Genomic DNA, 22,257 nt, shown 5'->3' on the forward strand with positions numbered 1-22,257 from the left:
AATTGGTTAACCTGATTCCATTGAACGGATAATTTTCTAATTTGCCTACCAGCACAGAATTTTTTTTAGCCGTTGTGGAACGCGTTGGCGCAAAGCAACTTTTTCAGATCAGTCGGGCAACCGGCGCAAATATCGGCCGATGGATGGCAATGACGCGGGTATTAGAGCGTTAAACATCCATCGGTCGTTTTTGTTTTCGCAACAATCTTACAGCGTTTAATGGGCCAAAGACGACCCAGACTATTACTTTTGCAACCTTACGCCGATTGCGCTGTCAACAAAGCGATCGCAGCAGCACGCGCTTCATCGGTGATGCGATCACCGCTAAGCATGCGCGCGATTTCATCGACACGATCCGTTTGTTCCAGCCCAATCACTGTCGAAAGCGTCGTCTCTTTGGTTTGACGTTTTTCAACGCGCCAATGATGATCCCCGAGCGCCGCAACTTGCGGGCTGTGAGTTACGACAAGCACCTGCCCTTGCTGCGCCAACTGAGACAAGCGACGCCCAACGGCATCCGCTGTGGCCCCGCCTACTCCGCGATCGATCTCATCAAAGATCAGGGTCAGGCCAGAATCTGTTCCAGTTAAGCACACTTTGAGCGCCAACAAGAACCGGCTCAATTCGCCGCCCGATGCGATTTTACCGATAGGGCCGGAAGGCGCGCCTGGGTTCGTGGCAACAGAAAACGCCACATCATCCACACCGTCAGGTCCCGCTGCTACTTCGGATATTTGGGTTTGGAACACGGCGCGTTCCATTTTGAGCGGGGCCAATTCCTTTGCCATCGCTTTATCCAACTTCACAGCGGCTTTGCGGCGCGCATCAGTTAGATCGTTCGCGGCGCTGTCATACGTCGATTGTGCGGCTTTTACCTCAACGGAGAGGTCCACCAAATCGGTTGCGCCGCGATCCAGCGTCGCCAAACGGTTCCGTAGCCCATCCGCGAAAACGCCGAGTTCATCCGGCAGCACGTTGTGCTTTCGCGCCAAACCACGAATGGCGAACAAACGCTCTTCGATTTGCTCAAGTTCCATCGGATTAAACGCCAATGCATCTATACAGCTTTCGACACCCGCCTGCGCTTCGCTGAGTTCTGCCATCGCGCGATCAAGCGCCGCCAGAGGCCCTTCAAGCGTGCCCTCGGCTTCGCCAGCCGCATCCGCAAGCCATCGTGCCGCATCGCCTAGGTTACCTTCGGCTCCGTTGAGGCCAAGTGCCTGATGCGCCTTAGAAATATCTTCACCAATCTTTTCGGCGGCCTGCATTCGGCGACGTTGTTTATCTAGGCTTTCATCCTCACCGGCCTCAGGGGATAGCCCGTCCAGCTCGGCAACCGCGTGACGCAAGAACTCTTCTTCTGCTTGTAATTCAGCAACCAGTGCTTCGGCCGCGGACAGCGATTTTCGGGCCTCAGACAAAGTACGCCATGCTTTGCGTACTTTGGTCAAACGGCCTGACAGGCCGCCAAAATCATCAAGCAAAATCCGGTGGCCACGTGGGTTCAATAAGCCACGGTCGTCATGTTGCCCGTGCAGCTCCACCAGAGTTTCCGACACCGCGCGCAGGATTTCACCGCTCACACGACGGTCATTGATCCACGCTGTCTTGCGCCCGTCTTTCGAGTTGATCCGTCGCAGGATCAACGCATCATCGTAAGTGAAACCGGCTTCGCTAAGAACTGCCCATGCACGATGATCTTCCGGCAATTCGAATTCAGCAATGACTTCGCCTTGCTCAGCACCTTGGCGCACCAGTTCTGCACGCCCACGCCAGCCGAGAACAAAGCCAAGCGAATCCAACAAGATAGATTTACCCGCGCCAGTTTCACCGGTGAGAACATTCAAACCCGGCTGAAACGCAAGTTCCAGTCGATCAATGATAAGCATGTCTCGGATGTCTAAGTGACGCAGCATGTTACACCAAGGAACGGTCTATTTGCAGACCGCTTTTTACAGCCATTCGCCGCGCACCATTTGGCGGTAAATAGCGGACAACCAGTTGTCACCGATCGAGATCGGCTCAAGGCCCTGCCCTGTCAACAATGCATAGCTATCCTCGTACCATTCGGTTGATTGGTAGTTGAATCCAAGGATCGCACCGGCGGTCTGCGCCTCTTCGACCAAACCCAGTGATAGATAAGATTCAACCAAACGGTGGAGTGCCTCTGGGGTGTGGGACGTCGTCTGGAAGTCCTCAACCACAATACGAAAGCGATTGATCGCCGCTGCAAAATGATCGCGTTTTATGTAGTAGCGACCGATTTCCATCTCTTTGGCGGCGAGATGATCAAAGGCGAGGTCAAATTTCAAAACAGACGAACGTGCATATTCCGTGTCAGGGTAGCGTTCGATCACAACACGCAGAGCCTGCAACGCTTGGAACGTGAGCCCCTGATCCCTACCGACCTCGTCAATCTGATCGTAGTAGGAGAGAGCCAGCAGGTATTGTGCGTAAGCTGCGTCTTCGTCCACAGGATAAAAATCAATGTAGCGTTGCGCTGCTGCGCGGGAATTCGGGTAGTCTTCGTTACGGTGGTAAGCAAACGCTTGCATAATCAACGCGCGTTTGGCCCATTCGGAATAGGGATAAAGGCGTTCGATTTCACCGAAATAGAAGGCTGCATCGTCGCCGCGTCCGCGCTCAAGTTCAAACTCTCCGCGTTCGAAAATCTCTTGTGCTGAATAGACTTCGAGATTTGCATCAAGGCCCGGTTCAAAAAAGTCGCTGCACCCGGACAAAAGACCAAGCGCAATGACGCCTGTTGCCAGACTCATCCGAAGTTTTGCAATGCTGCTGCGACCCGACATGGAGGCGCCCCCGTTTACGATTATTTTCCGAAAATAGGTTTCGGTTGGCTTTGTCTAGCACACAAAATTGGGGTGCAAAACGCCTTTTGCGTCAAGCTGATCACGATTGAGAAAAGGATGTTCGGAATAAGTGGCTTTACGCCACATCAGGAAGGTCGGACCAGCGCAAACCGACACCTGGAAGACGCGCTGCTGTGCGGGCATCTACGTCTGCCCAACCCCAAGCATCAGGATCTTCAAACAAGGCGCACAGCAAGGCATTCGTCACAGCGTGACCAGCCTTGGACCCAGTATAGCGACCAAGAATTGGCGCGCCAGCAGTGTACAAATCACCCAGTGCATCCAACATCTTATGGCGTACAGCTTCATCAGAGTGGCGCAGGCCACCCGGGCTCAATACGTCTGCACCATCAACAACGACCGCATTTTCCAATGTGCCGCCAAGGGCCAAGCCCTGTGCACGCATAGCATCTACATCAGAAGAGCGGCAGAATGTGCGGCTGTCGCAAAGCTCGCGAACGAACGCGCCATTGGCCATGTTCAGGGTCTTCGTCTGGTGCCCGATCGCGCGATCCGCAAAATCAATCTCGAACCGGATATGCAACGTGTCAGACGGATCAAGTCGCGCAACAGCGTCGCCAACTTTGACAGTCACGGGCTTGAGAATTTCGATAACGCGAAGTGGAGCACTTAGGGTGCGGACCCCTGCCCGCAAGAACCCTTCGACAAACTCTGCGGCGGATCCGTCTAGGATTGGCACTTCTGGGCCGGACACCTCAATCAGGGCATTGTGCAAACCACAGCCCGCCAAAGCGGCCATGATGTGTTCGATTGTGGAAACGGATGTTCCGGCGGCGTTCTGAATGCGTGTATTCAGCGGGGATACGATGACATTGTTCCACAGCGCAGGAATGTCCGCATTGGCCATATCCACGTCCGTCCGGCGAAAGACGATACCGTAGTCTGCAGGTGCAGGACGCACGACAACAGACACGGGTTCCCCGAGGTGGAGCCCCTTGCCTTCAAATGCCACTATGGAATCTACAGTCGTCTGCACGTTCAAAGCCTTTATTGGTTGATAATGACTTAAGACCCGCAGCCCGTTCCCTCAACACACAGTTTGCAACGTTCTGAAACATGTCTGTTACATTCCGGCGCAATAATGCTGACCCTTTTGCCGCGCCGCAGCAACCTCCTGTTATAAAACAGAAAAGGGCCGCCCAGTTTCAAAGGTGGGCGGCCCTTCGTTATAAATTGTGACCGTACGTCACATGGGTCTTAGTTGGCCTGACGGCGCAAGAATGCAGGAATCTCGATGCGTTCTTGGTCTGGATCGACCTCTGCTGCAGGTGCTGGCGCTTCTTCACGAAGTGTCGCAACTGGTGGCTGTGGGCGCTCTTTTGCGCCGCCTTCAGCGTGGCCCGTCATGCGGCTGATCAAGCTGTTAAGCCCACCCATGCGTGGCTTTGCCTCGTCTTCGGACTCAGCTGGCGCCATTTCTGGGGCTGCTGGCGCGGAACGCGCTGCAGCTGTACGCAAACGATCCAGAGTTTCTTGGCTTGGTGTGCCAACTGCTGGACGCTGTGGCGCAACAAATGCATCTGTCGGCGCTTCGATTTCGGCTGGCTCTGCGCGTGGCTGATACGCGGCTGGCGGCAAGTCGGATTCAGCGGCAGCGGCTGCTGCAGGTGCATCAAACGTTGGCGCTGGCGCTGGTGCGGCGGCCGTTTCGTCAAACAAAGACCGTTCTGGCGCAGCTTCTGCAACCACTTCAGCAGCAACAGGCGCTTCAACAACAGCAGCCGGTGCTTCGTCTTTGGCTTCGGCCGTTACATGCTGCGTCAATGGTGCGGCCATTGGGCGGCGTGGCACTGGCATGTCGGATGTTTTCGCGACAGCGTCGATACCCGTTGCAACAACAGACACGCGCATTTTGCCTTCCATGCCAGTATCCAGCGTGGAACCCACGATGATATTGGCTTCTGGATCGACCTTTTCACGGATTTTGTTGGCTGCTTCGTCGAGTTCGAACAACGTCAGATCGTAACCACCTGTGATATTGATCAACACACCGCGTGCGCCTTCGAGGGAAATCTCGTCGAGAAGTGGGTTTGCGATGGCTTTTTCTGCCGCCTGAACCGCACGATCCTGACCTTCAGATTCGCCTGTACCCATCATCGCCTTGCCCATTTCGTCCATAACAGCGCGAACGTCAGCAAAGTCGAGGTTGATAAGACCCGGACGGACCATCAGGTCTGTCACGCCTTTAACACCTTGGTACAGAACGTCATCTGCAAGGGAGAAGGCTTCGGTGAATGTTGTGTTTTCATTCGCAAGACGGAACAGGTTCTGGTTCGGAATGATGATCAGCGTGTCGACAACCTTCTGAAGGGCTTCGATGCCTTCATCAGCTTGCTTCATGCGCTTGCCGCCTTCAAATTGGAACGGCTTGGTGACGACACCAACGGTCAGAACGCCGAGTTCACGTGCTGCCTGTGCGATGATCGGAGCAGCACCCGTACCGGTGCCCCCGCCCATACCCGCTGTGATGAAGCACATGTGTGCGCCAGCAAGGTGATCGACGATTTGTTCGATTGATTCTTCAGCGGCGGCCGCACCTACAGTTGCGCGGGCACCAGCACCCAAACCTTCAGTTACTTTCACGCCCATCTGAATTTTCGCATCAGAACGAGACTGCTGCAGTGCTTGCGCGTCTGTGTTTGCAACAACGAATTCAACACCTTCCAGTGCTTCTTCGATCATGTTGTTTACTGCGTTGCCGCCTGCGCCGCCAACACCGAATACGGTGATACGTGGCTTAAGTTCTTCCTGTCCGGGCATAGAAAGGTTCAATGTCATTGTGCTGTCCGCCTGTCTGTGTTGGCCCGTCCCACCGAGCGTTCTTCAATATACTTTTACAGGACCTTAACGGCCTCTTCCCCATGGGTCACGTCCAAAGTACCAAAAAACCGCAAAATATGGGCCCTCAGTCGTGATTTTCCGCCGTATATGGGGGTATCGGCGAAATCTTGCGTAGTGCTGGCCCTGCTGGACCAGTTAATTACCAGTTTTCCCTGAACCAACGCACTGCGCGTTTGAAAGATCGTGCTGGGTATTTTTCGGCGGGAATATCGAAATCCCACCATTCATCTTGTGGATGTGCCGCAAACAGGCTGAGCCCAACCGCGGCAGAAAACGCTGATCCTGTCGCCGCTTGTGGCAATCCTTGCACACGTAACGGACGACCAAGGCGTACTTGCTGGCCGAGGATTTTAGTCGCCAAACCATCAAGACCCGGAATCTGGCTCGCGCCACCGGTCAAAACGATTTGTTGGCTTGGAAGGTGTTCAAACCCTGCTGCGTCCAGCCGAACGCGGACCTCTTCGAGGATTTCTTCAACGCGCGGACGCATGATGCCAATCAATTCGGCACGGCTAACGGTGCGGCGATCACGCTCCCAGTCGCCTGTGTCGCTACCGACTTCGATCATTTCGCGATCATCCATGCCCGTTGCCAGAACGCCGCCATAGAATGTCTTGATCCGCTCCGCCATGGCAGGCGCAACCTGTAGGCCCATGGAAATGTCGGATGTGACGTGGTCACCGCCCATGCGCACACAATCCGAATAGATCATGTGTTTGCGCATGAAGATCGAGATACCGGTCGAGCCGCCACCCATATCAATACATGCCGCACCAAGTTCCTGTTCGTCTTCAACGAGGGATGAAATGCCAGCGGTGTAAGCCGATGACGCAATCCCTGCGAGTTCAAGATCGCAGCGCTTGATACAATACAGCAGGTTTTCCAACACGCTGTCTTCAACTGTCATCAGGTGCATATCTGTCGTCAGGCTTTGACCGATCTGACCGCGCGGGTCAGCAAGGCCGCTTCGGTTGTCCAAAGCAAAGTTGATCGGCTGCGCGTGCAGAACTTCGCGACCTTCGCCGATGTCTGGCACTTCGCATTCAGCCAAGACGCGACCGATGTCACCTTCGGTGACCACCTGCCCCATCACATCAACCTGCCCATCAAGCCCATAAGACCGAGGACGCCCACCGCTGAGACACGCAATCACATGATCAACACGTACGTTCGCCATTTTCTGTGCCGCTTGCACAGCCGTGCGAATTGCGCGTTCTGTTTCGGCCATGGCGTCAACTTCGCCAAAACGTACGCCGCGGGACCGCGTCGTCGCTGCGCCAATCACGCGAAAGCTGGATTGCCCAGCCATAGACCCAACACCGTCAGCATCGCCAAACTGTTCCGGCCCATCAAAACGCAATACAAGGCAGGCAATCTTAGAAGACCCGACATCCAAAATCGCCACCACGCCGCGCTGCATAGCAGCCTGACGCATATTCCGCATGGCCCGCTGGGATTGATAGAGGTCTCTCATATTCTTTACCTATTCTTACTCTTGTGGGGCGCTTGTTTGACGCAAATTCGTCACGGCCTGCTCGTTCATTCTAATGGTGGGGCGGGTTGGATTGCGCATGTCGACAACAGCGACATCGCGTTCAAGAAGATCCTGCGCTTGGTTCAGGGCAACCACCCGTTCAAATGCAATCACGGGATCTGCGTATGGCAACAAAATGCGCTGCCCGGATTCCAAGATCACATCCCAACGACGTTCGCCCATACGAACAACACCCCGCATACGTGGCAGCAAAGGCCCAGCGACCCGATAAATCTCAAGGCCTTCGCTCAAGAAATCGCGCGCGCCGTCACCCGTAATAAGGGGCAAGTCCGAGCGATCCGCACGCGCGACGATCGCTTGGATAAGTACACCTTCGGCATCAATCAGTTTCAAACCATCAGGCCCGCGAAACACAGCCACGGGCTGGCGCTGGGTCACGCCAACTTGCAAGATACCTCCGGGGCGCACACGCAACGTTGCATCCGCCACAGCGGGCAAAGCGGCGACTGTCTGGCGCATCTCTTCGAGGTCGAGATCAAAGCTCGACACAGGGAATTCTATTGGCAAAACCGTGCGCACATCCGCGCTTAGGGTTTCGTCCGCACCATCCACGGCCATGACTTTCACCATGAACTCATCACGTTGCTGGATCTGCGTCTTCATGTCGTTGTAGGCGTCAGCCACCATTTGGCGGTTCGCTTCTCGGGCGCCCCAACCAGCAACAAGACCACAGACCACAAGCGCCGGAAGCCCGACCTTGACCAGTTTGCGGAACCCCGGCGTTAACATCAAACGCTGGTAGCGATAGCCCCAACGCGACGGTGCCGGATCACGGCGTGGCTGATCAACGCGGTCTGCCTTTAACGATCGCATGACGCGTCCTCCACCATCCAGGTCATCAAGTCTGGAAAGCTAATGCCACAATGGGCCGCCTGTTCGGGAGCCAACGACGTCGGCGTCATACCGGGTTGGGTGTTTGTTTCCAGCAAGATCAAACCGTCTAAACCGCGGGTTTCATCCCAGCGGAAATCTGTGCGGCTTAGCCCACGGCATCCCAGTGCATCATGGGCACGTTGGGCATAATCCATACAGGCGTCGAAAATCTCGGACGGAATGTCAGCGGGCAGGACGTGTTTTGATCCGCCATCACCGTATTTGGCTTCGTAGTCGTACCAGCCATCGACGATGATATCAGTCACGGTCAAGGCGCGATCAGACATTACAGCGGTCGTCAGCTCGCGCCCTGGCGCGTAAGCTTCGACCATCATGACGTCAGGCAATTCTGGTGCAATTTTTGGTGTGCCGTTGGCTGCCTCATGAACAAGGTAAATGCCAACGCTGGACCCTTCATCAAATGGCTTCACCACATAGGGTGGCGTCATCACGTGATCTGCTTCGATCTGTGCTTTGGTCGCCAAAACGCTATCTACAAACGGCAGCCCTGCCGCGCGATAGATATCTTTGGTCTTTTGTTTGTCCATGGACATAGCAGAGGCCAGAACGCCGGAATGCGTATACGGCAGGCGCAGCCACTCCAGCACGCCTTGCACAACGCCGTCTTCGCACCAACGACCGTGCAACGCATTGAATACAACATCAGGCTTGGCGGATTTCAGCTGCTCGACAAGATCAGCGCCCGCATCAATCTCGACCACGTCGAAACCTGCGACCAGCAAAGCGGCCGCACATTCCTTACCCGAACTAAGAGAAACCTCTCGTTCAGCCGATGGGCCGCCCAATAGCACAGCCACTGTTTTGGGTGTCCTGCTCGACACACTACCGCCTTTTCGCAAGCCTTTTTGGCCTGTCTTTTGCTTACTTTACCGTCTTTTCTAGCGCCCCCGCCTATGGGACGATGATCCATTATAGGGGATCAGTCTTTCGGAGCCGGTTCACCGACCCTCATGATTTCCCATACTAGCGTTAATCCACTGGTTTCGTAAACCTTTTTTCGGACATCTTCGCCAAGTCCCTCAAGGTCCGCCGCGGTGGCACCGCCCGCGTTGGTCAGAAAGTTAGAATGCATGGTGTTCATGACTGCACCACCACGGGTCGCACCGCGCATTCCAGCGTCATCAATGACCTTCCACGCCTTCAAATCCATCGCATCATCCGCCTTTCCCGTGCTGGAAAATCCAGCCGGATTGCGGAATGTGCTGCCTGCAGTTCGGTCTTTGGTCGGCTGCGTCTCATCGCGCTTGGTTAGCTGCGCGGCCATGCGCTCCTCAAGCACAGCGGCATCCTCGCGCGGGGCTTTCAGCGTGGCCGACACAATCACCGCGCCCTCTGGTAGCGATGATGAACGATATTGCAGATCGAGTTCGGCGGCAGGCAGAGTTTGCACAGTTCCATCCCGAAGGATCACACGCACATCTTGCAGTACGTCAGCAACGTAATCACCGTAACAGCCGGCATTCATCCGAACGGCGCCACCAATGGATCCGGGGATGGTACGTAGGAACGTCAGGTTTAATCCTTCGCTCGCCGCTTTACGTGCCACATGCGCATCCAGCGCTGCGGCCCCTGCCCGCACAATATCACCGTCAAACTCAATACCATTGAAGCCGCGCCCTAGGCGAATGACGACACCGCGCACGCCACCATCACGGACAATCAGATTGGACCCGACACCCATCGGGAACACAGGAACCTCAGAAGGCAAAGCCGCAAGAAACGCGCTTAGGTCGTCTTCGTCGGCGGGTTGGAACAACACATCTGCAGGGCCACCCACACGCATCCAGGTCAGGCTTGAAAGGTCACGGTTTGGGGTCAGAACCCCGCGTACATCGGGCAAATCAGTCAACATCATGGGCACCGTTTAACGCGACACACTACCTCTGCCAAGTCACCCGTTTGCACGGCTAAACAACCTACGCACCCAGCGGGTCAAATAAATGACGGGCCAGCGCAGCACGCTGCAGGCGGCAATCAAGAACACCAACCCGATCCACGGCCCATTTGTATAGCTAATATATCCCAACAACGGGATGCCGACCGCTATCAACCCATAGGCGCGGGCCCAATGGTTGTCTTTACTTGGTAAGAGGGCCAACACATTGGCCGTGATCAACCACAAGAAACCTAGTCCAACACCAATCATTTCGGTAACTCCGGTTTTTGTCCGCGCGCACGCGCTAAGAAATATCTAAGAGGATTACGAAACATGGAAACAAAAGCGGCAAGTGCCGCAATGCTCCAGCCCCAACCAAAATCGTAGCCAAGCCAAACAATCAGCACTGGCGCCAAGATCAACAAAGTTACACCGGGAAGATACTGCCGCCGCATCGGCAAAAGCGCGGTCCCCGTCGCCGCAAAAACCCAAATCACCGCTATGATGAGTGATACCTTCACCTGCTATGCCAACCCCGCAAAGACCAAACGACGAATTGGGCGCGCAAACATCAAACCGCCCCCCATTGCACCAAGCGCCAACGTCGCTTCACCTGGATTATGCTGCATATGAACCAGCAACATCCCGACAAAGGGGATCATGAACGCCCATAACAGGCGGCGAAGCCATTTGATCATAGGCAGAACAGAGACAACGACAATCGCCCCAAGGATCAGCCATTCATAGGTCACGCTTTAAGCTTCTCGGGCAAGGCATTGGCCCATGTGGAAATGGAACCAGCACCAAGGCAGACAACCATATCGCCCGACTTGGCTTGCTCTTTGACCAAGCGCACGAGATCATCTTCGTCGGTGATGGCCCGTGCATGACGGTGGCCCGCACGGATCAATCCAGCGACAAGATCGTCGCGGGTTGCGCCTTCGATTACGTCTTCACCGGCGGCGAAGACTTCGGAAATCGCGACGACATCAGCATCATTAAAGCAGGCGCAATAGTCATCGAAATGGTGGTGAACACGGGTGTAGCGGTGCGGTTGGTGCACGGCGATGATGCGTCCGTCACAGGCTTGGCGCGCAGCTTTTAGGACTGCAGTAATCTCGGTCGGGTGATGCCCGTAGTCGTCGATAATGGTCACACCATCGACTTCACCAACGCGGGTAAAACGACGATTCACGCCGCCAAAGCTTGCCAAAGCGGCGCGGATTTCTTCGCGTTTCATCCCAAGATGACGCGCAACGGCGATGGCCGACAAGGCATTGGACACATTGTGATCCCCCGGCATCGGCAAAGCACAGTCCTCAATCACCAAGTCTTCATTCTGTAGGACCACGTCGAAATGGGCGACGCCGTTCTTATAAGTTAGGTTCGTCGCACGAACATCAGCCTGCGCGTTAAACCCGTAAGTCACGACGCGGCGGTCTGTGATTTTACCAACCAAGGCCTGTACGTCACTGTCATCAGTGCAGCACACAGCCAGCCCGTAAAATGGAATATTGGACACAAAATCATAGAAACCGCGGTGCAGATTTTCTTCCGTGCCCCAGTGTTCCATGTGCTCAGGGTCGATATTGGTCACGATCGCAATGGTTGCGGGCAAACGGTTGAATGTGCCGTCGGATTCATCGGCCTCTACGACCATCCATTCGCCATCACCAACGCGCGCGTTAGATCCATAAGCGTGAATAATGCCGCCGTTCACAACAGTGGGGTTAAAATTGCCACCATCCAGCAATGCCGCAACCATCGTTGTGGTCGTTGTTTTACCATGCGTCCCCGCGACGGCGATGTTGGATTTCAAACGCATCAATTCGGCCAGCATTTCTGCACGTCGAACAATCGGAAGGCCACGTCGACGGGCTTCGTCCAGTTCTGGGTTGCCCGGTTTGATCGCGCTTGAGATCACCACAACTTCTGCATCTGCGATGTTTTCTGCCGACTGGCCGACAAACACGAAAGCGCCAAGTTTCTTAAGCCGTTTCGTGATCGGGGTTTCCTTAAGATCGGACCCCTGCACAACATACCCATGCGACAGCAAGACCTCGGCAATGCCGGACATGCCAATACCACCAATTCCAACAAAATGGATCGGACCTACGTCGAGTGGGAGCTTCGTTGCTGAGTTCATGATTGGATTTCCGTCCATACTGCTTCTTACTATTTTACGGTGCCGGTGTGGCCAATTCCAGCGTCATATCCACGAGAGTTTGCGTCGCATCGGGCTTGCCGCAGCTTAGGGCGGCTTGTGACATTCGAAGTGCCAAATTTGGATCAGCCAGAATGGCTGCGATCTGTTCTGACAGGCTGTCCACATGAAGATCAGCTTCCGTGACCATTACAGATGCGCCTGCCTCTACCAATTGTTTGGCGTTGGCCGTTTGGTGGTCAGACGCTGCTGCAGCGTACGGCACAAGAACAGACGGGCGCCCAATGACGCTTAGGTCGGCGATTGATGACGCCCCTGCTCGTGTCACAACCAACTGCGCTTCGCTCATGCGCGTTGGCACGTCATTGAAAAATGTTTGTACGTCCGCTGGGATACCTTCATCCGCATAATATTGCGCCACGCGCGCAAGGTCTTCTTCGCGGGCCTGATGGGACACCCGAATGTTGCGGCGAATTTCGCTCGGCAACGCGCTGATTGCAGGTGGGACCACATCGGACAAAATGCGTGCGCCTTGGCTTCCGCCCATCACAAGGATCGACATTGGATAGTCACCCGGTGCGATATAACCAGCCCCTGCCCGTTCCAAAATTGCACCGCGCACGGGGTTGCCGACGGGCACACCGTCCACACCATCTGGCAGCGTTGTCGGCCAAGTGCCGCAAGCAACTTTGTTCACACGTTTTGAGAAAATCTTATTCACGCGCCCCAGCACGCCGTTTTGTTCGTGGATCATTGTGGGCTTACGCAGCACCCAAGCCGCCGACATCGCGGGGATAGTTGGATAACCACCAAAACCGACGACAACACGCGGCTTATCGCGCAGCATCTTCAGAACAGCAGACGCCACGCCGCCAATAATGCGAAATGGGACGAGCGCCTTAGCAACAATTCCACCCCGCGCAAAAGTAGCGGACCCGACTTGTTCAATTTCAACTGCATGAGGAAAGCCGCTGGTATAGCGTGCGCCACGGGCATCCGTGGACAGTTTCACCCGCCAGCCGCGTTCCAACATGGCCTCAGCCAATGCTTGCGCGGGGAACATATGTCCACCCGTGCCGCCCGCAGCAATAATCAATAGTGGATCCGCCATTAGCGTCCTCGTCTCAATAGAATGTCACCGATCTGGCCCTGTGGCCGTGTCCGTGTGAACGCCAAAAGCATGCCGACGGCAATGGCAGACGCAATTACAGACGACCCGCCATAGCTGACGAAGGGCAAGGTCATGCCTTTGGCTGGCAGCAAACGTACAGCAACACCCATGTTGATCATCGCTTGTACACCAACGATGCAGGCCAACCCGCATCCCGCCAAACGGATGAACGGATCGCGTTCTTTCATCAGCCGCATCAGCGATCGCACAACAATCGTGGCATAAAGAAAGATAATCGCGAGCACGCAAATCAGCCCGTATTCTTCGGCCGCAACCGCGATGATAAAATCTGTATGTGCATCAGGCAGAGACCATTTGACCTGCCCCTCACCCACGCCAACACCAAAGAATCCGCCTTCGCGGATCGCGTTGGTCGCATATCCAAGCTGTGTCGTCGGGTCGACATCCGGGTTCAAGAACCCATCAATACGCCGCGCAAAGTGCTCGGAGTTGGAATAAGCAACAGTGCCGCCGAAAACCACAATACCGGCGATCCCGACCAGTAAAACAATCGGTGCGCCTGCAATGAAATACATCACGCCCCAGCCGAACAAGATCAACGCGGATTGGCCAAAGTCAGGCTGCATGGCCAACATCAACACGATCACAACGGTCAGGATTAGCGAATAAGTTTTCCCTGGAGGCCCACCAATTTCCTTGCTCGCGGCCATAAACCATGCGGCAACAACAATAAATCCAGGCTTCAAGAACTCGGATGGCTGAACAGACGCAAATCCAAGCGAATACCAGCGCGTCGCGCCTTTACCAAAGTCAGTACCGAAGAACGGCAAACCAGCGAGCGCAATAAACGCCCCCAAAAACCCAAGAACGGCCAAACGCCGTACTAAAGTCGGGGACATCATCGATGTGACAAACATGACAACAATAGCCATCGCGCCAAAGAACGCCTGACGTTGCACATAGTGGAATGGTTCAAACCCGTTTTTGGCGGCCAAAGGTGGCGACGCAGCCAGCCCAAGCAGTAGGCCAATGCCAAACAACGCCAAAATGCACGACAACGTCCATTTATCAACTGTCCGCCACCAACGTGGAAGAACCGGATCGCCCGATTGCACGGGGATCGCTCCGAAAACCATCTCTGTCATGGTTACTACCTACTGCCTCTGTTCGCCCGTTTTCCGGGTCTATTTCGATGTGTAACCCTAAAACGTTCACGATTCCAGTGAAATGAGGGGAATTTTGTCCACCCTTGCGTTGCTCGTGATTTCAAGGCACCTGAGAGCCATGCAAGTAAACACCCTTATTCTTGGCGCAGGCGCCGCTGGATTGCACTGCGCCGCACACGCGGGGCCACAAACCTTAGTCGTCGATCATGCCAAGGCGGCAGGTGAAAAGATCCGTATTTCCGGTGGTGGGCGATGCAACTTCACCAATCTTGGCACCACCCACGCCAATTTCATCAGCCAGAACCCGCATTTCGCGAAATCAGCGTTGGCGCGCTATACGCAATGGGATTTCATCGAGCTTGTGGACCGCCACGGCATCGCATGGCACGAAAAGACGCTGGGCCAATTGTTTTGTGACGACAGCGCCAAAGACATCATAGCTATGCTGCTGGCGGAAATGGCCCCGAATGCAAAACTCTGGCTCAATACTACGATCGGCAATATCCGCCACGACGGTGAGGTTTTCCACGTCGCACTAAAACGCAAAGGTGAGGTTCATACGGTTGAGGCAAAATCCCTCGTCGTGGCCACTGGTGGGAAATCTATTCCGAAAATGGGGGCGACGGGGATCGCCTATGATATCGCAACCCAATTCGGGTTAGGCATGACCGAAACCCGCGCAGCGCTTGTGCCCTTCACCTTTTCGGATGAAAAATTCAAACCCCTCGCCGGTGTAGCGGCCCCCGCCCGCGTGACCACTATCGATGGAACCAGTTTTGAAGAGGCCTTGCTGTTCACCCATCGTGGGTTGTCGGGCCCCGCAGTTCTGCAAGCTTCAAGTTATTGGCGTGAAGGCGATGACATCACCGTGGCCCTGTCGCCGGATTTTGATCTTGCGACAGCGTTGAAAACGGACCGCACGCAGGAAGGTCGCAAAGCGTTGAGCACCACACTGGCGAAATACCTGCCTGCCCGACTGATCGACTTTCTTTCGGCCGACCTTCCCCTGAGCGGCAACACAGGGGATTTGTCGGACGCCCGCATCGACGAGCTGACAGCCGCTTTACGCAACTGGTCCCTGAAACCCTCAGGCACCGAAGGTTACCGTACCGCCGAGGTCACATTGGGCGGCGTTGATACGAACGGGCTTTCGTCCAAAACCATGGAAGCCAAAGCGCACCCCAACCTGTATTTCATCGGCGAAGCCGTGGACGTTACGGGCTGGCTTGGTGGGTATAATTTCCAATGGGCGTGGTCATCGGGATACGCTGCGGGCACTGCCATCGCGCAGAACTCGTAACACAGAGCACACCAATGTGACTTCTCGTTGGCTTGCTTTTAAGCCCGTCCCCTCCTTTATCAGTTCAAGACCACAGTCTGATATTGGATACACGAAATGCCCAAAGCAACTTTGCACCGTATGGACCTGCCCAACTACACATGCGGCTACGGCACCGCTGCACGCGACCTATTGCGCGCGAATGGGTTCGAAATCGAAGAACATATACTTCGCACACGCCGCGAAACGGATGCCTTTAAGGACAAGCATCACGTCGCCACAACGCCACTTATCGTGATCGATGGCGTCAAAGTCGGCGGGTATACCGAGCTTAAGAAGCACCTAAAGGCACAAAAATCGAAACAAAGGCGGGGTTGAACCAAAAGAACGCCTAGAGCGTTTTCGCAACCTGTTCTACGAAATCATCGCCGCGTTTTTCAAAGCTATTGTATTGATCAAACGATGCCGCAGCAGGCGCCAGCAGAACGGTTTCGCCCGTCTTCGCCTCTGCTGCGGCCTTTGCCACAGCCGTCGCCATATCGCCGCAGACTTCGACATCAAGCCCTTTAAGTTTCATGGCAAAGGCTCCTGCTTCGCGCCCGATCACATAGGCTTTTACGACAGTCGGCGCAGGTAGCAGGGCCTCAAGGCCGCCCTCTTTTTCCAAGCCCCCACAGATCCAGCGGATCTTATCGAACGCCGCCAATGCTTTGGCCGCGGAATCGACGTTGGTTGCTTTGCTGTCATTCACAAACCGCACCCCATCGCGTTCAGCGATCACCTGGCTGCGGTGCGGTAAACCCTTGAAACTGTGCAGGGCTTGTTCAATGACACGCGGCCCGATGCCAAGACTGCGGCAGGCTGCAAAGGCCGCACACGCGTTCTGGTGATTATGGGCACCGGGCAATCCAGCGATGGCGCGCAAATCAATCGAAGCCACTTGCCGCCCTTTGCGTGTTTCGCTCAGGAACCCTTTGCGGGCAAAAACATTCCAGCCGTCACCGCCAAGCTTTTGACCGGACGAAACACGGATGACGCGATCATCGGTTGGCCCTTCGGACATCTGGTTTGCAATATAAAGGCCCTCGGGTTCATCAATGCCAATCACGGCACGGTCGGGACCACCTTCGGAAAACAAGCGGCGTTTGGCGGCAAAATAGCCACCGTGGCCTGCATGGCGATCCAAGTGATCAGGCGACAGATTGGTAAACACAGCCACATCAGGCGTCAAAGACCGCGCAAGATCCGTTTGGTAACTGCTGAGTTCTAGCACGATGACTTCGCCGTCATGGGCTTCGTCGATGTCCAAAACACCGCGTCCGATGTTGCCCGCCAGCTGTGTCGGCCTGCCGGCTTCTTCCAAAATATGATGGATCAACGCCGAGGTCGTGGACTTACCGTTGCTGCCGGTCACGGCGATGATTTTAGGGATGGTTTCGAAATTGTCCCACTCGGAGGTCGCGAAGCTGCGAAAGAACAGCCCGATGTCATTGTCCACGGGGCAGCCTTCGGCCATGGCGCGCGCGATTGCGGGGTGTGGTTCCGGGTAAAGATGGGGGATGCCCGGGCTGGTGATCAAAGCGGCCACATCTTTATAGGCATTCGGTTTGGTCAAATCACGCAGGCTTGCGTCCGCATTATCCGCTTTTTCCTGCGCGTCTGGGCTATCGTCCCAAACGACGGCATCCGCCCCGCCCGCTTGCAAAGCGGTAACAGTGGCAAGCCCCGAACGACCTAGCCCCAAAACGGCAACGGTTTTACCGGCAAAGCCCTGCACTGGAATCATGATTTTGCGCCCTTTTCTAAACTTGCCGCAGAGTGCCGTGCGCGGGTGCGCGACGCAAGGCAGCTTAACGTTAAATTCCGCTTAGCCCATAAGCGATTTAACTTGTTCTACATCAAGGCAGCGAAGATCGCGGGTTGGTAAATATGACAAGAACCAAGAGGAGGTCTAACCGATGTTAACGATCCACAAAACAAGCCCCAACCGTCTCGACCTTGAGCTGAGCGCCGTTTTAGATGGCGACATGATGGCCCTTGCGCTGGATGATCTGGTCGAGAAATCCAAAGACATTCAGAACGGCGTCATGATGTATAAGATTCCGACGTTTTCCATGCCGACTGGCGGGGCCTTGGTCGCTGAAATGCTGCGCCTGCCCAAGCTGTTTAAAGTGATCCATCACTTTGATGTCTGCGCTGTTGTCACAGACATCGCTTGGGTGCGCACGGCGGCCGAAGTAGAAGGCGCGATCATCCCTGGACTGGTCATCAAAGCCTTTACATCAGATCAAGAGGCCGATGCAGAAGCGTGGCTTTCGCAACATGACGGCACGGTCAATACTGATCTAGAAGAAGATGATGACGAATGGAACGTGCCCGTTTAGGTGCCTAGCGCACCTTCAACGTGGCAAGACCAATCACCGCGAGGATAAGGGAAATGATCCAGAAACGGATTACGATCTGGGGTTCTGCCCAGCCCTTTTTCTCGTAGTGGTGGTGGATTGGAGCCATCAAGAAGACGCGTTTTCCAGTGCGCTTGAAGTACAGCACTTGGATAATGACAGACATGGCTTCGAGCACGAAGAGGCCGCCAACAATCGCGAGAACGATCTCGTGTTTTGTTGCAACTGCAATAGCACCAAGCGCACCGCCCAAAGCAAGCGAACCCGTGTCACCCATAAACACCGCCGCAGGTGGCGCATTATACCACAAGAAACCCAAGCCGCCGCCAATTAGGCCGGCAGCAAAGATCGCCAGTTCGCCCGTTCCCGGCACATAGTGGAGGCCCAATTCGGTCGTGAAATCGACACGTCCAACGAAGTAGGCAAAGACGGCGAATGTACCAGCCGCGATCATAACCGGCATAATCGCAAGCCCATCAAGCCCGTCTGTCATGTTGACCGCGTTGGCTGCGCCCACGATGACGATCATCGCGAATGGGATAAACAAGAAGCCAAGATTGATTAGCGTATCTTTGAAAACGGGAAGCGCCAGTTGATAAGCAAGGCCATCTGGATGGTATTGTGCGGCCCAATAGGACGCGATGCCTGCAACGATAAACCCGAGAAGCAGGCGCAATTTACCAGACACACCAGCCGTATTCTGCTTGGAAACCTTGGCGTAGTCATCGGCGAACCCGATCAGCGCAAAGGACATTGTGACAAACAGCACCATCCAGACAAACGGGTTATCCCAACGCGCCCAAAGAAGGGTTGAGGTCAGCAATGCCCCAACAATAAGCAAGCCACCCATCGTCGGTGTGCCCGCCTTGGCAAAATGGGTTTCAGGACCGTCATCACGGATTGGCTGGCCTTTGCCTTGGCGTTTGCGCAAGACACGGATCAGGCTCGGTCCGAAAACAAAGCCGAAAATCAGCGCCGTCAGAAAGGCCCCACCGGCACGAAATGTGATGTAGCGAAATAAGTTAAAGACATCGCCGCCATCAGAAAGTGCCGTTAGCCAATACAACATATGCGAAAACCCTTTTTGTGCGCTACTATATCATGTCGGCTGCGAGGCAACCGCTAGAGCGTATCGGGATGCCCCAGTTTGCGGATGGCGTCAACGACAAGGCTGACTTTTGATCCCTTAGAACCCTTAACCAGCACAACATCGCCACTATCCACAAGCTGCGATACACGGGCTGACAGTTCGGTTGCGGTTTCGGCCCATTCGCCGCGCTGGCCTTCGGGCAAAACATCGTAAAGGCGACGCATACGTGGCCCCGCGCAATGAACAAGTTGCAGCGCCGGAATGGACGGATCATCAGCAATGGCGGAGTGCATCTCCATCTCATTGCTGCCCAGTTCCAGCATGTCGCCCAAAATAGCCACGCGGCGCCCCTTTACGACGCGGCCCACATTATCACGGGGGGTATATGACGCGAGAACCTCAAGTGCGGCCGTCAAAGATGTCGGGTTCGCGTTAAATGCATCATCTAACAGCGCCAAGGTTTCCCCTTGGGTCGCAGGATCGATCGTCACTGTTTCAAGGGTTCCGCGCCCTTCGGGTGGCGCCCATAGGCCAAGATCAAGTGCCGCTTGGACCGGATCAGCGCCCATGGCATCACAGGCAGCAAGAATGCCCAGCCCGTTCATCGCAAAATGCCGCCCCGCAGTGGACAGTTTAAACATCAACGGCCCGTTCGGGGTGTTGGCTTGAACCAGCGTCTGACCTTCGGCCAAGGACACATGTTCCAATTCCCACGTGCGCGACATTTGCCCGAACAGCACCTGACGCACTTCGCGTTTGGATGCGTGGTTTTGCAGCACCGCGCTGGTTTCCGAGTCGGCATTCAAGACAGCAACCCCGTTTGAGGTCAGGCCATCAATGATTGACGCTTTTTCGCGGGCGATTCCTGTGATGTCGTCAAAAGCTTCGAGGTGAGCCGCCGCGACGGTTGTAATCATAGCCACATCAGGACGTGCCATGCGGGCGAGCGGCGCGATTTCACCGGGGTTGGACATGCCGATTTCGATCACAGCAAAGTCGGTATTCTTTGGCATCCGCGCCAGCGTTAACGGCACACCCCAGTGATTGTTATAAGAGGCTTCAGCGGCATGGGTCCTGCCTTGGCGCGACAAAACAGTGCGGGCCATTTCCTTGGCGGAGGTTTTGCCAACCGAGCCAGTAATCGCAAGAACCTTTGCATTGGTTCGCGCCCGCGCCGCCCGCCCGAGGGCTTCGAGCGCCTTTAAGACGTCAGAGACAATCAGCAATGGCGCATCTTCTGGCACATCGTCAGGGCGATGGGTCACAAGGGCCGCTGCAGCACCTTTTTCCAACGCCATTTTAACAAAGTCATGGCCATCGCGTTCTGCCTTGAGCGCGACAAACAGATCACCCTGTGCAATCGTACGTGTATCAATGGAAACACCCGACGCGTCCCATTTCACATCAGACGTTCCACCGGTTGCTTTCGCAGCATCTGCCGAAGTCCAAAGGATCATAGCAAGTCTCCATCCAAGGCGCCGACAGCGACGCTTGCTTGTTCCACATCATCAAAGGGTAGCACATCATCGCCAATGATCTGTCCGCTTTCGTGGCCCTTGCCCGCAATCAAAAGCGCATCACCGGGCCCAAGCGCATCAACCCCGCGCAAGATCGCTTCGGCGCGGTCGCCGACTTCAATAGCATCAGGACAGCCTTCCATGACAGCGGCACGGATGGTGGCGGGGTCTTCGGAACGCGGGTTGTCATCGGTCACAAAGACTACGTCGGCATGTTCAGCTGCAGCGGCCCCCATCAGAGGGCGCTTTGTCGCGTCGCGGTCGCCCCCCGCCCCCACGATCGCAATCAATTTGCCCATCACATGTGGGCGCATCGCCTTGAGTGCGGTCGCCACAGCATCAGGCGTGTGGGCGTAATCCACAAAGACAGAACCACCGTTCTTGCGAGTCGCTGCATGCTGCATGCGTCCGCGCACTGTGGTCAGGTAAGGTAATGTGTCAAAGGCTTCGTCTGGGTCGCCCCCTGCCGCAATGACCAATCCAGCGGCCAGCAAAACGTTATCAGCCTGAAAACCACCGATCAGGTTCAGCCGTGCTTTGTGGCTGCCACGCTGCCAATCAAATAGGATTTCCTGCCCCGTCGCGTCGTAACGTTGCGCCGTCAAACGCAAACGCGCGTCATCGCTGCGACCGACTGTGATGACCTCAAGCCCGCGGGCTTCTGCGATACTCACCACTTCAGGTCCTTTGGGGTCGTCGATATTAATAACGGCGACGCCATCCTCAGGAAGCAGCCGCGTGAACAAGCCCATTTTGGCGTCAAAATAGGCCTCAAACGTTTGGTGATAATCCAGATGGTCTTGGGTAAAGTTCGTGAACCCCGCCGCTGACAACACCACTCCATCCAGACGACGCTGGTCCAGCCCGTGTGACGATGCCTCCATTGCGACATGTGTAATGCCATTCGCCTTGGCCTCAGCCAAGGTGCGGTGCAGCGTGATGGGTTCCGGTGTGGTGTGTTTAAGCGGATGCGTCCATGCGCCTTCTACGCCCGTGGTACCTAGATTGACTGCAGACAGCCCCATTTCGATCCAAATTTGGCGCGCAAATGTCGAGACTGATGTTTTGCCATTGGTGCCCGTCACAGCCATCATCGTCGCAGGGTGCGCCCCGAACCACAGGCTCGCGGTTTGCGCCAAAGCGCCGCGTGGGTCTTCGGCAATAATCAATGCCACATCGCTGTCGGCCAGTTCTGCCGCGGCGATCTCCGCGCCCTTGGCATCTGTCAAAATAGCCGCCGCCCCCATGCGTAACGCATATTGAATAAACTCGCCGCCATGCACCGTGCTGCCCGGAAGCGCGAAGAACAACGTCCCTTCACGCACCTCGCGGCTATCCACAGTCAGGGATGTAATTTCAGGATTGCGTCCACCTTGGGCACGCAGACCAAGGGCAGATAGCGCCATTGTCTTTGGAGTTGTGTCGTTGCTCATGGCTGCCCTCGTGGTTG

21 protein-coding genes are annotated in these 22,257 nt (G+C 55.4%); 3 read left to right on the plus strand and 18 right to left on the minus strand.

What is annotated here, in order from left to right:
* Positions 1 to 257: 257 nt before the first annotated feature.
* From recN to ftsW, 14 genes are all read right to left on the minus strand, one after another.
* Complete coding sequence (gene recN, locus L0666_RS05025) at positions 258 to 1,916, minus strand: DNA repair protein RecN (RefSeq protein ID WP_235259223.1); 1,659 nt, start codon at positions 1,914 to 1,916, stop codon at positions 258 to 260.
* A 36-nt stretch (positions 1,917 to 1,952) separates the two neighbouring features.
* On the minus strand, positions 1,953 to 2,810 hold the full coding sequence (locus tag L0666_RS05030) for an outer membrane protein assembly factor BamD (protein WP_235259224.1): 858 nt from the start codon (positions 2,808 to 2,810) through the stop codon (positions 1,953 to 1,955).
* Between the two features lie 136 nt (positions 2,811 to 2,946).
* On the minus strand, positions 2,947 to 3,867 hold the full coding sequence (gene lpxC / locus L0666_RS05035) for a UDP-3-O-acyl-N-acetylglucosamine deacetylase (RefSeq protein ID WP_235259225.1): 921 nt from the start codon (positions 3,865 to 3,867) through the stop codon (positions 2,947 to 2,949).
* Between the two features lie 221 nt (positions 3,868 to 4,088).
* Positions 4,089 to 5,669: a cell division protein FtsZ gene (gene ftsZ / locus L0666_RS05040; RefSeq protein WP_235259226.1), complete on the minus strand. Its 1,581-nt coding sequence runs from the start codon at positions 5,667 to 5,669 to the stop codon at positions 4,089 to 4,091.
* 202 nt (positions 5,670 to 5,871) lie between these two features.
* Positions 5,872 to 7,206 (minus strand): cell division protein FtsA, encoded by a 1,335-nt coding sequence (gene ftsA, locus L0666_RS05045; protein WP_216036515.1) that lies wholly within the window; start codon positions 7,204 to 7,206, stop codon positions 5,872 to 5,874.
* Positions 7,207 to 7,221: 15 nt separating this feature from the next.
* Positions 7,222 to 8,100 carry a cell division protein FtsQ/DivIB gene (locus L0666_RS05050; protein ID WP_235259227.1) on the minus strand — a complete coding sequence of 293 codons (879 nt, stop codon included), beginning with the start codon at positions 8,098 to 8,100 and terminating at the stop codon, positions 7,222 to 7,224.
* The gene (locus L0666_RS05055) at positions 8,088 to 9,002 is read right to left on the minus strand and encodes a D-alanine--D-alanine ligase (RefSeq protein ID WP_235259228.1); all 915 of its coding nucleotides are present in this window, start codon (positions 9,000 to 9,002) and stop codon (positions 8,088 to 8,090) included. The genes L0666_RS05050 and L0666_RS05055 overlap by 13 nt, the downstream gene beginning before the upstream one ends.
* Positions 9,003 to 9,100: 98 nt before the next feature.
* A complete protein-coding gene (gene murB / locus L0666_RS05060; RefSeq protein WP_235259229.1) occupies positions 9,101 to 10,036 on the minus strand; it encodes a UDP-N-acetylmuramate dehydrogenase in 936 nt (311 codons plus the stop codon).
* 36 nt (positions 10,037 to 10,072) lie between these two features.
* Positions 10,073 to 10,327, minus strand: a complete 255-nt coding sequence (locus L0666_RS05065; protein ID WP_235259230.1) for a DUF2484 family protein — start codon at positions 10,325 to 10,327, stop codon at positions 10,073 to 10,075.
* A complete protein-coding gene (locus L0666_RS05070; protein ID WP_235259231.1) occupies positions 10,324 to 10,578 on the minus strand; it encodes a DUF2484 family protein in 255 nt (84 codons plus the stop codon). Before L0666_RS05070 ends, L0666_RS05065 begins: the two co-directional genes overlap by 4 nt.
* A gap of 3 nt (positions 10,579 to 10,581) precedes the next feature.
* The gene (locus L0666_RS05075) at positions 10,582 to 10,809 is read right to left on the minus strand and encodes a hypothetical protein (RefSeq protein WP_235259232.1); all 228 of its coding nucleotides are present in this window, start codon (positions 10,807 to 10,809) and stop codon (positions 10,582 to 10,584) included.
* Positions 10,806 to 12,203 (minus strand): UDP-N-acetylmuramate--L-alanine ligase, encoded by a 1,398-nt coding sequence (gene murC, locus L0666_RS05080; protein ID WP_235259233.1) that lies wholly within the window; start codon positions 12,201 to 12,203, stop codon positions 10,806 to 10,808. Before murC ends, L0666_RS05075 begins: the two co-directional genes overlap by 4 nt.
* 34 nt (positions 12,204 to 12,237) lie before the next feature.
* Positions 12,238 to 13,332 (minus strand): undecaprenyldiphospho-muramoylpentapeptide beta-N-acetylglucosaminyltransferase, encoded by a 1,095-nt coding sequence (murG, locus tag L0666_RS05085; RefSeq protein WP_235259234.1) that lies wholly within the window; start codon positions 13,330 to 13,332, stop codon positions 12,238 to 12,240.
* Complete coding sequence (ftsW, locus tag L0666_RS05090) at positions 13,332 to 14,498, minus strand: putative lipid II flippase FtsW (protein ID WP_216036506.1); 1,167 nt, start codon at positions 14,496 to 14,498, stop codon at positions 13,332 to 13,334. The genes murG and ftsW overlap by 1 nt, the downstream gene beginning before the upstream one ends.
* A 139-nt stretch (positions 14,499 to 14,637) precedes the next feature.
* Between ftsW and L0666_RS05095 the strand changes: the two genes are divergently transcribed.
* Positions 14,638 to 15,819 carry a BaiN/RdsA family NAD(P)/FAD-dependent oxidoreductase gene (locus tag L0666_RS05095; protein ID WP_235259235.1) on the plus strand — a complete coding sequence of 394 codons (1,182 nt, stop codon included), beginning with the start codon at positions 14,638 to 14,640 and terminating at the stop codon, positions 15,817 to 15,819.
* A 96-nt stretch (positions 15,820 to 15,915) separates the two neighbouring features.
* Positions 15,916 to 16,176 (plus strand): glutaredoxin family protein, encoded by a 261-nt coding sequence (locus L0666_RS05100; RefSeq protein ID WP_235259236.1) that lies wholly within the window; start codon positions 15,916 to 15,918, stop codon positions 16,174 to 16,176.
* Positions 16,177 to 16,189: 13 nt separating this feature from the next.
* Here the strand turns inward: L0666_RS05100 and murD are convergent, their stop codons facing one another.
* Positions 16,190 to 17,584 carry a UDP-N-acetylmuramoyl-L-alanine--D-glutamate ligase gene (gene murD, locus L0666_RS05105; RefSeq protein WP_235259237.1) on the minus strand — a complete coding sequence of 465 codons (1,395 nt, stop codon included), beginning with the start codon at positions 17,582 to 17,584 and terminating at the stop codon, positions 16,190 to 16,192.
* A gap of 172 nt (positions 17,585 to 17,756) precedes the next feature.
* Here murD and L0666_RS05110 point away from each other — a divergent pair, with 172 nt between their 5' ends.
* Positions 17,757 to 18,182 (plus strand): SpoIIAA family protein, encoded by a 426-nt coding sequence (locus L0666_RS05110; RefSeq protein WP_235259238.1) that lies wholly within the window; start codon positions 17,757 to 17,759, stop codon positions 18,180 to 18,182.
* A 4-nt stretch (positions 18,183 to 18,186) separates the two neighbouring features.
* Here the strand turns inward: L0666_RS05110 and mraY are convergent, their stop codons facing one another.
* The 3 genes from mraY to L0666_RS05125 are packed head-to-tail and all read right to left on the minus strand — an operon-like array spanning position 18,187 to position 22,240.
* A complete protein-coding gene (mraY, locus tag L0666_RS05115) occupies positions 18,187 to 19,269 on the minus strand; it encodes a phospho-N-acetylmuramoyl-pentapeptide-transferase (protein ID WP_216036501.1) in 1,083 nt (360 codons plus the stop codon).
* Between the two features lie 53 nt (positions 19,270 to 19,322).
* The gene (locus L0666_RS05120; protein ID WP_235259239.1) at positions 19,323 to 20,747 is read right to left on the minus strand and encodes a UDP-N-acetylmuramoyl-tripeptide--D-alanyl-D-alanine ligase; all 1,425 of its coding nucleotides are present in this window, start codon (positions 20,745 to 20,747) and stop codon (positions 19,323 to 19,325) included.
* Positions 20,744 to 22,240, minus strand: coding sequence for a UDP-N-acetylmuramoyl-L-alanyl-D-glutamate--2,6-diaminopimelate ligase (locus L0666_RS05125; RefSeq protein ID WP_235259240.1), 1,497 nt, complete (start codon positions 22,238 to 22,240; stop codon positions 20,744 to 20,746). The genes L0666_RS05120 and L0666_RS05125 overlap by 4 nt, the downstream gene beginning before the upstream one ends.
* Positions 22,241 to 22,257: the final 17 nt, after the last annotated feature.

Source organism: Octadecabacter algicola (genome assembly GCF_021532625.1).
Taxonomy (GTDB): Bacteria; Pseudomonadota; Alphaproteobacteria; order Rhodobacterales; family Rhodobacteraceae; genus Octadecabacter; species Octadecabacter algicola.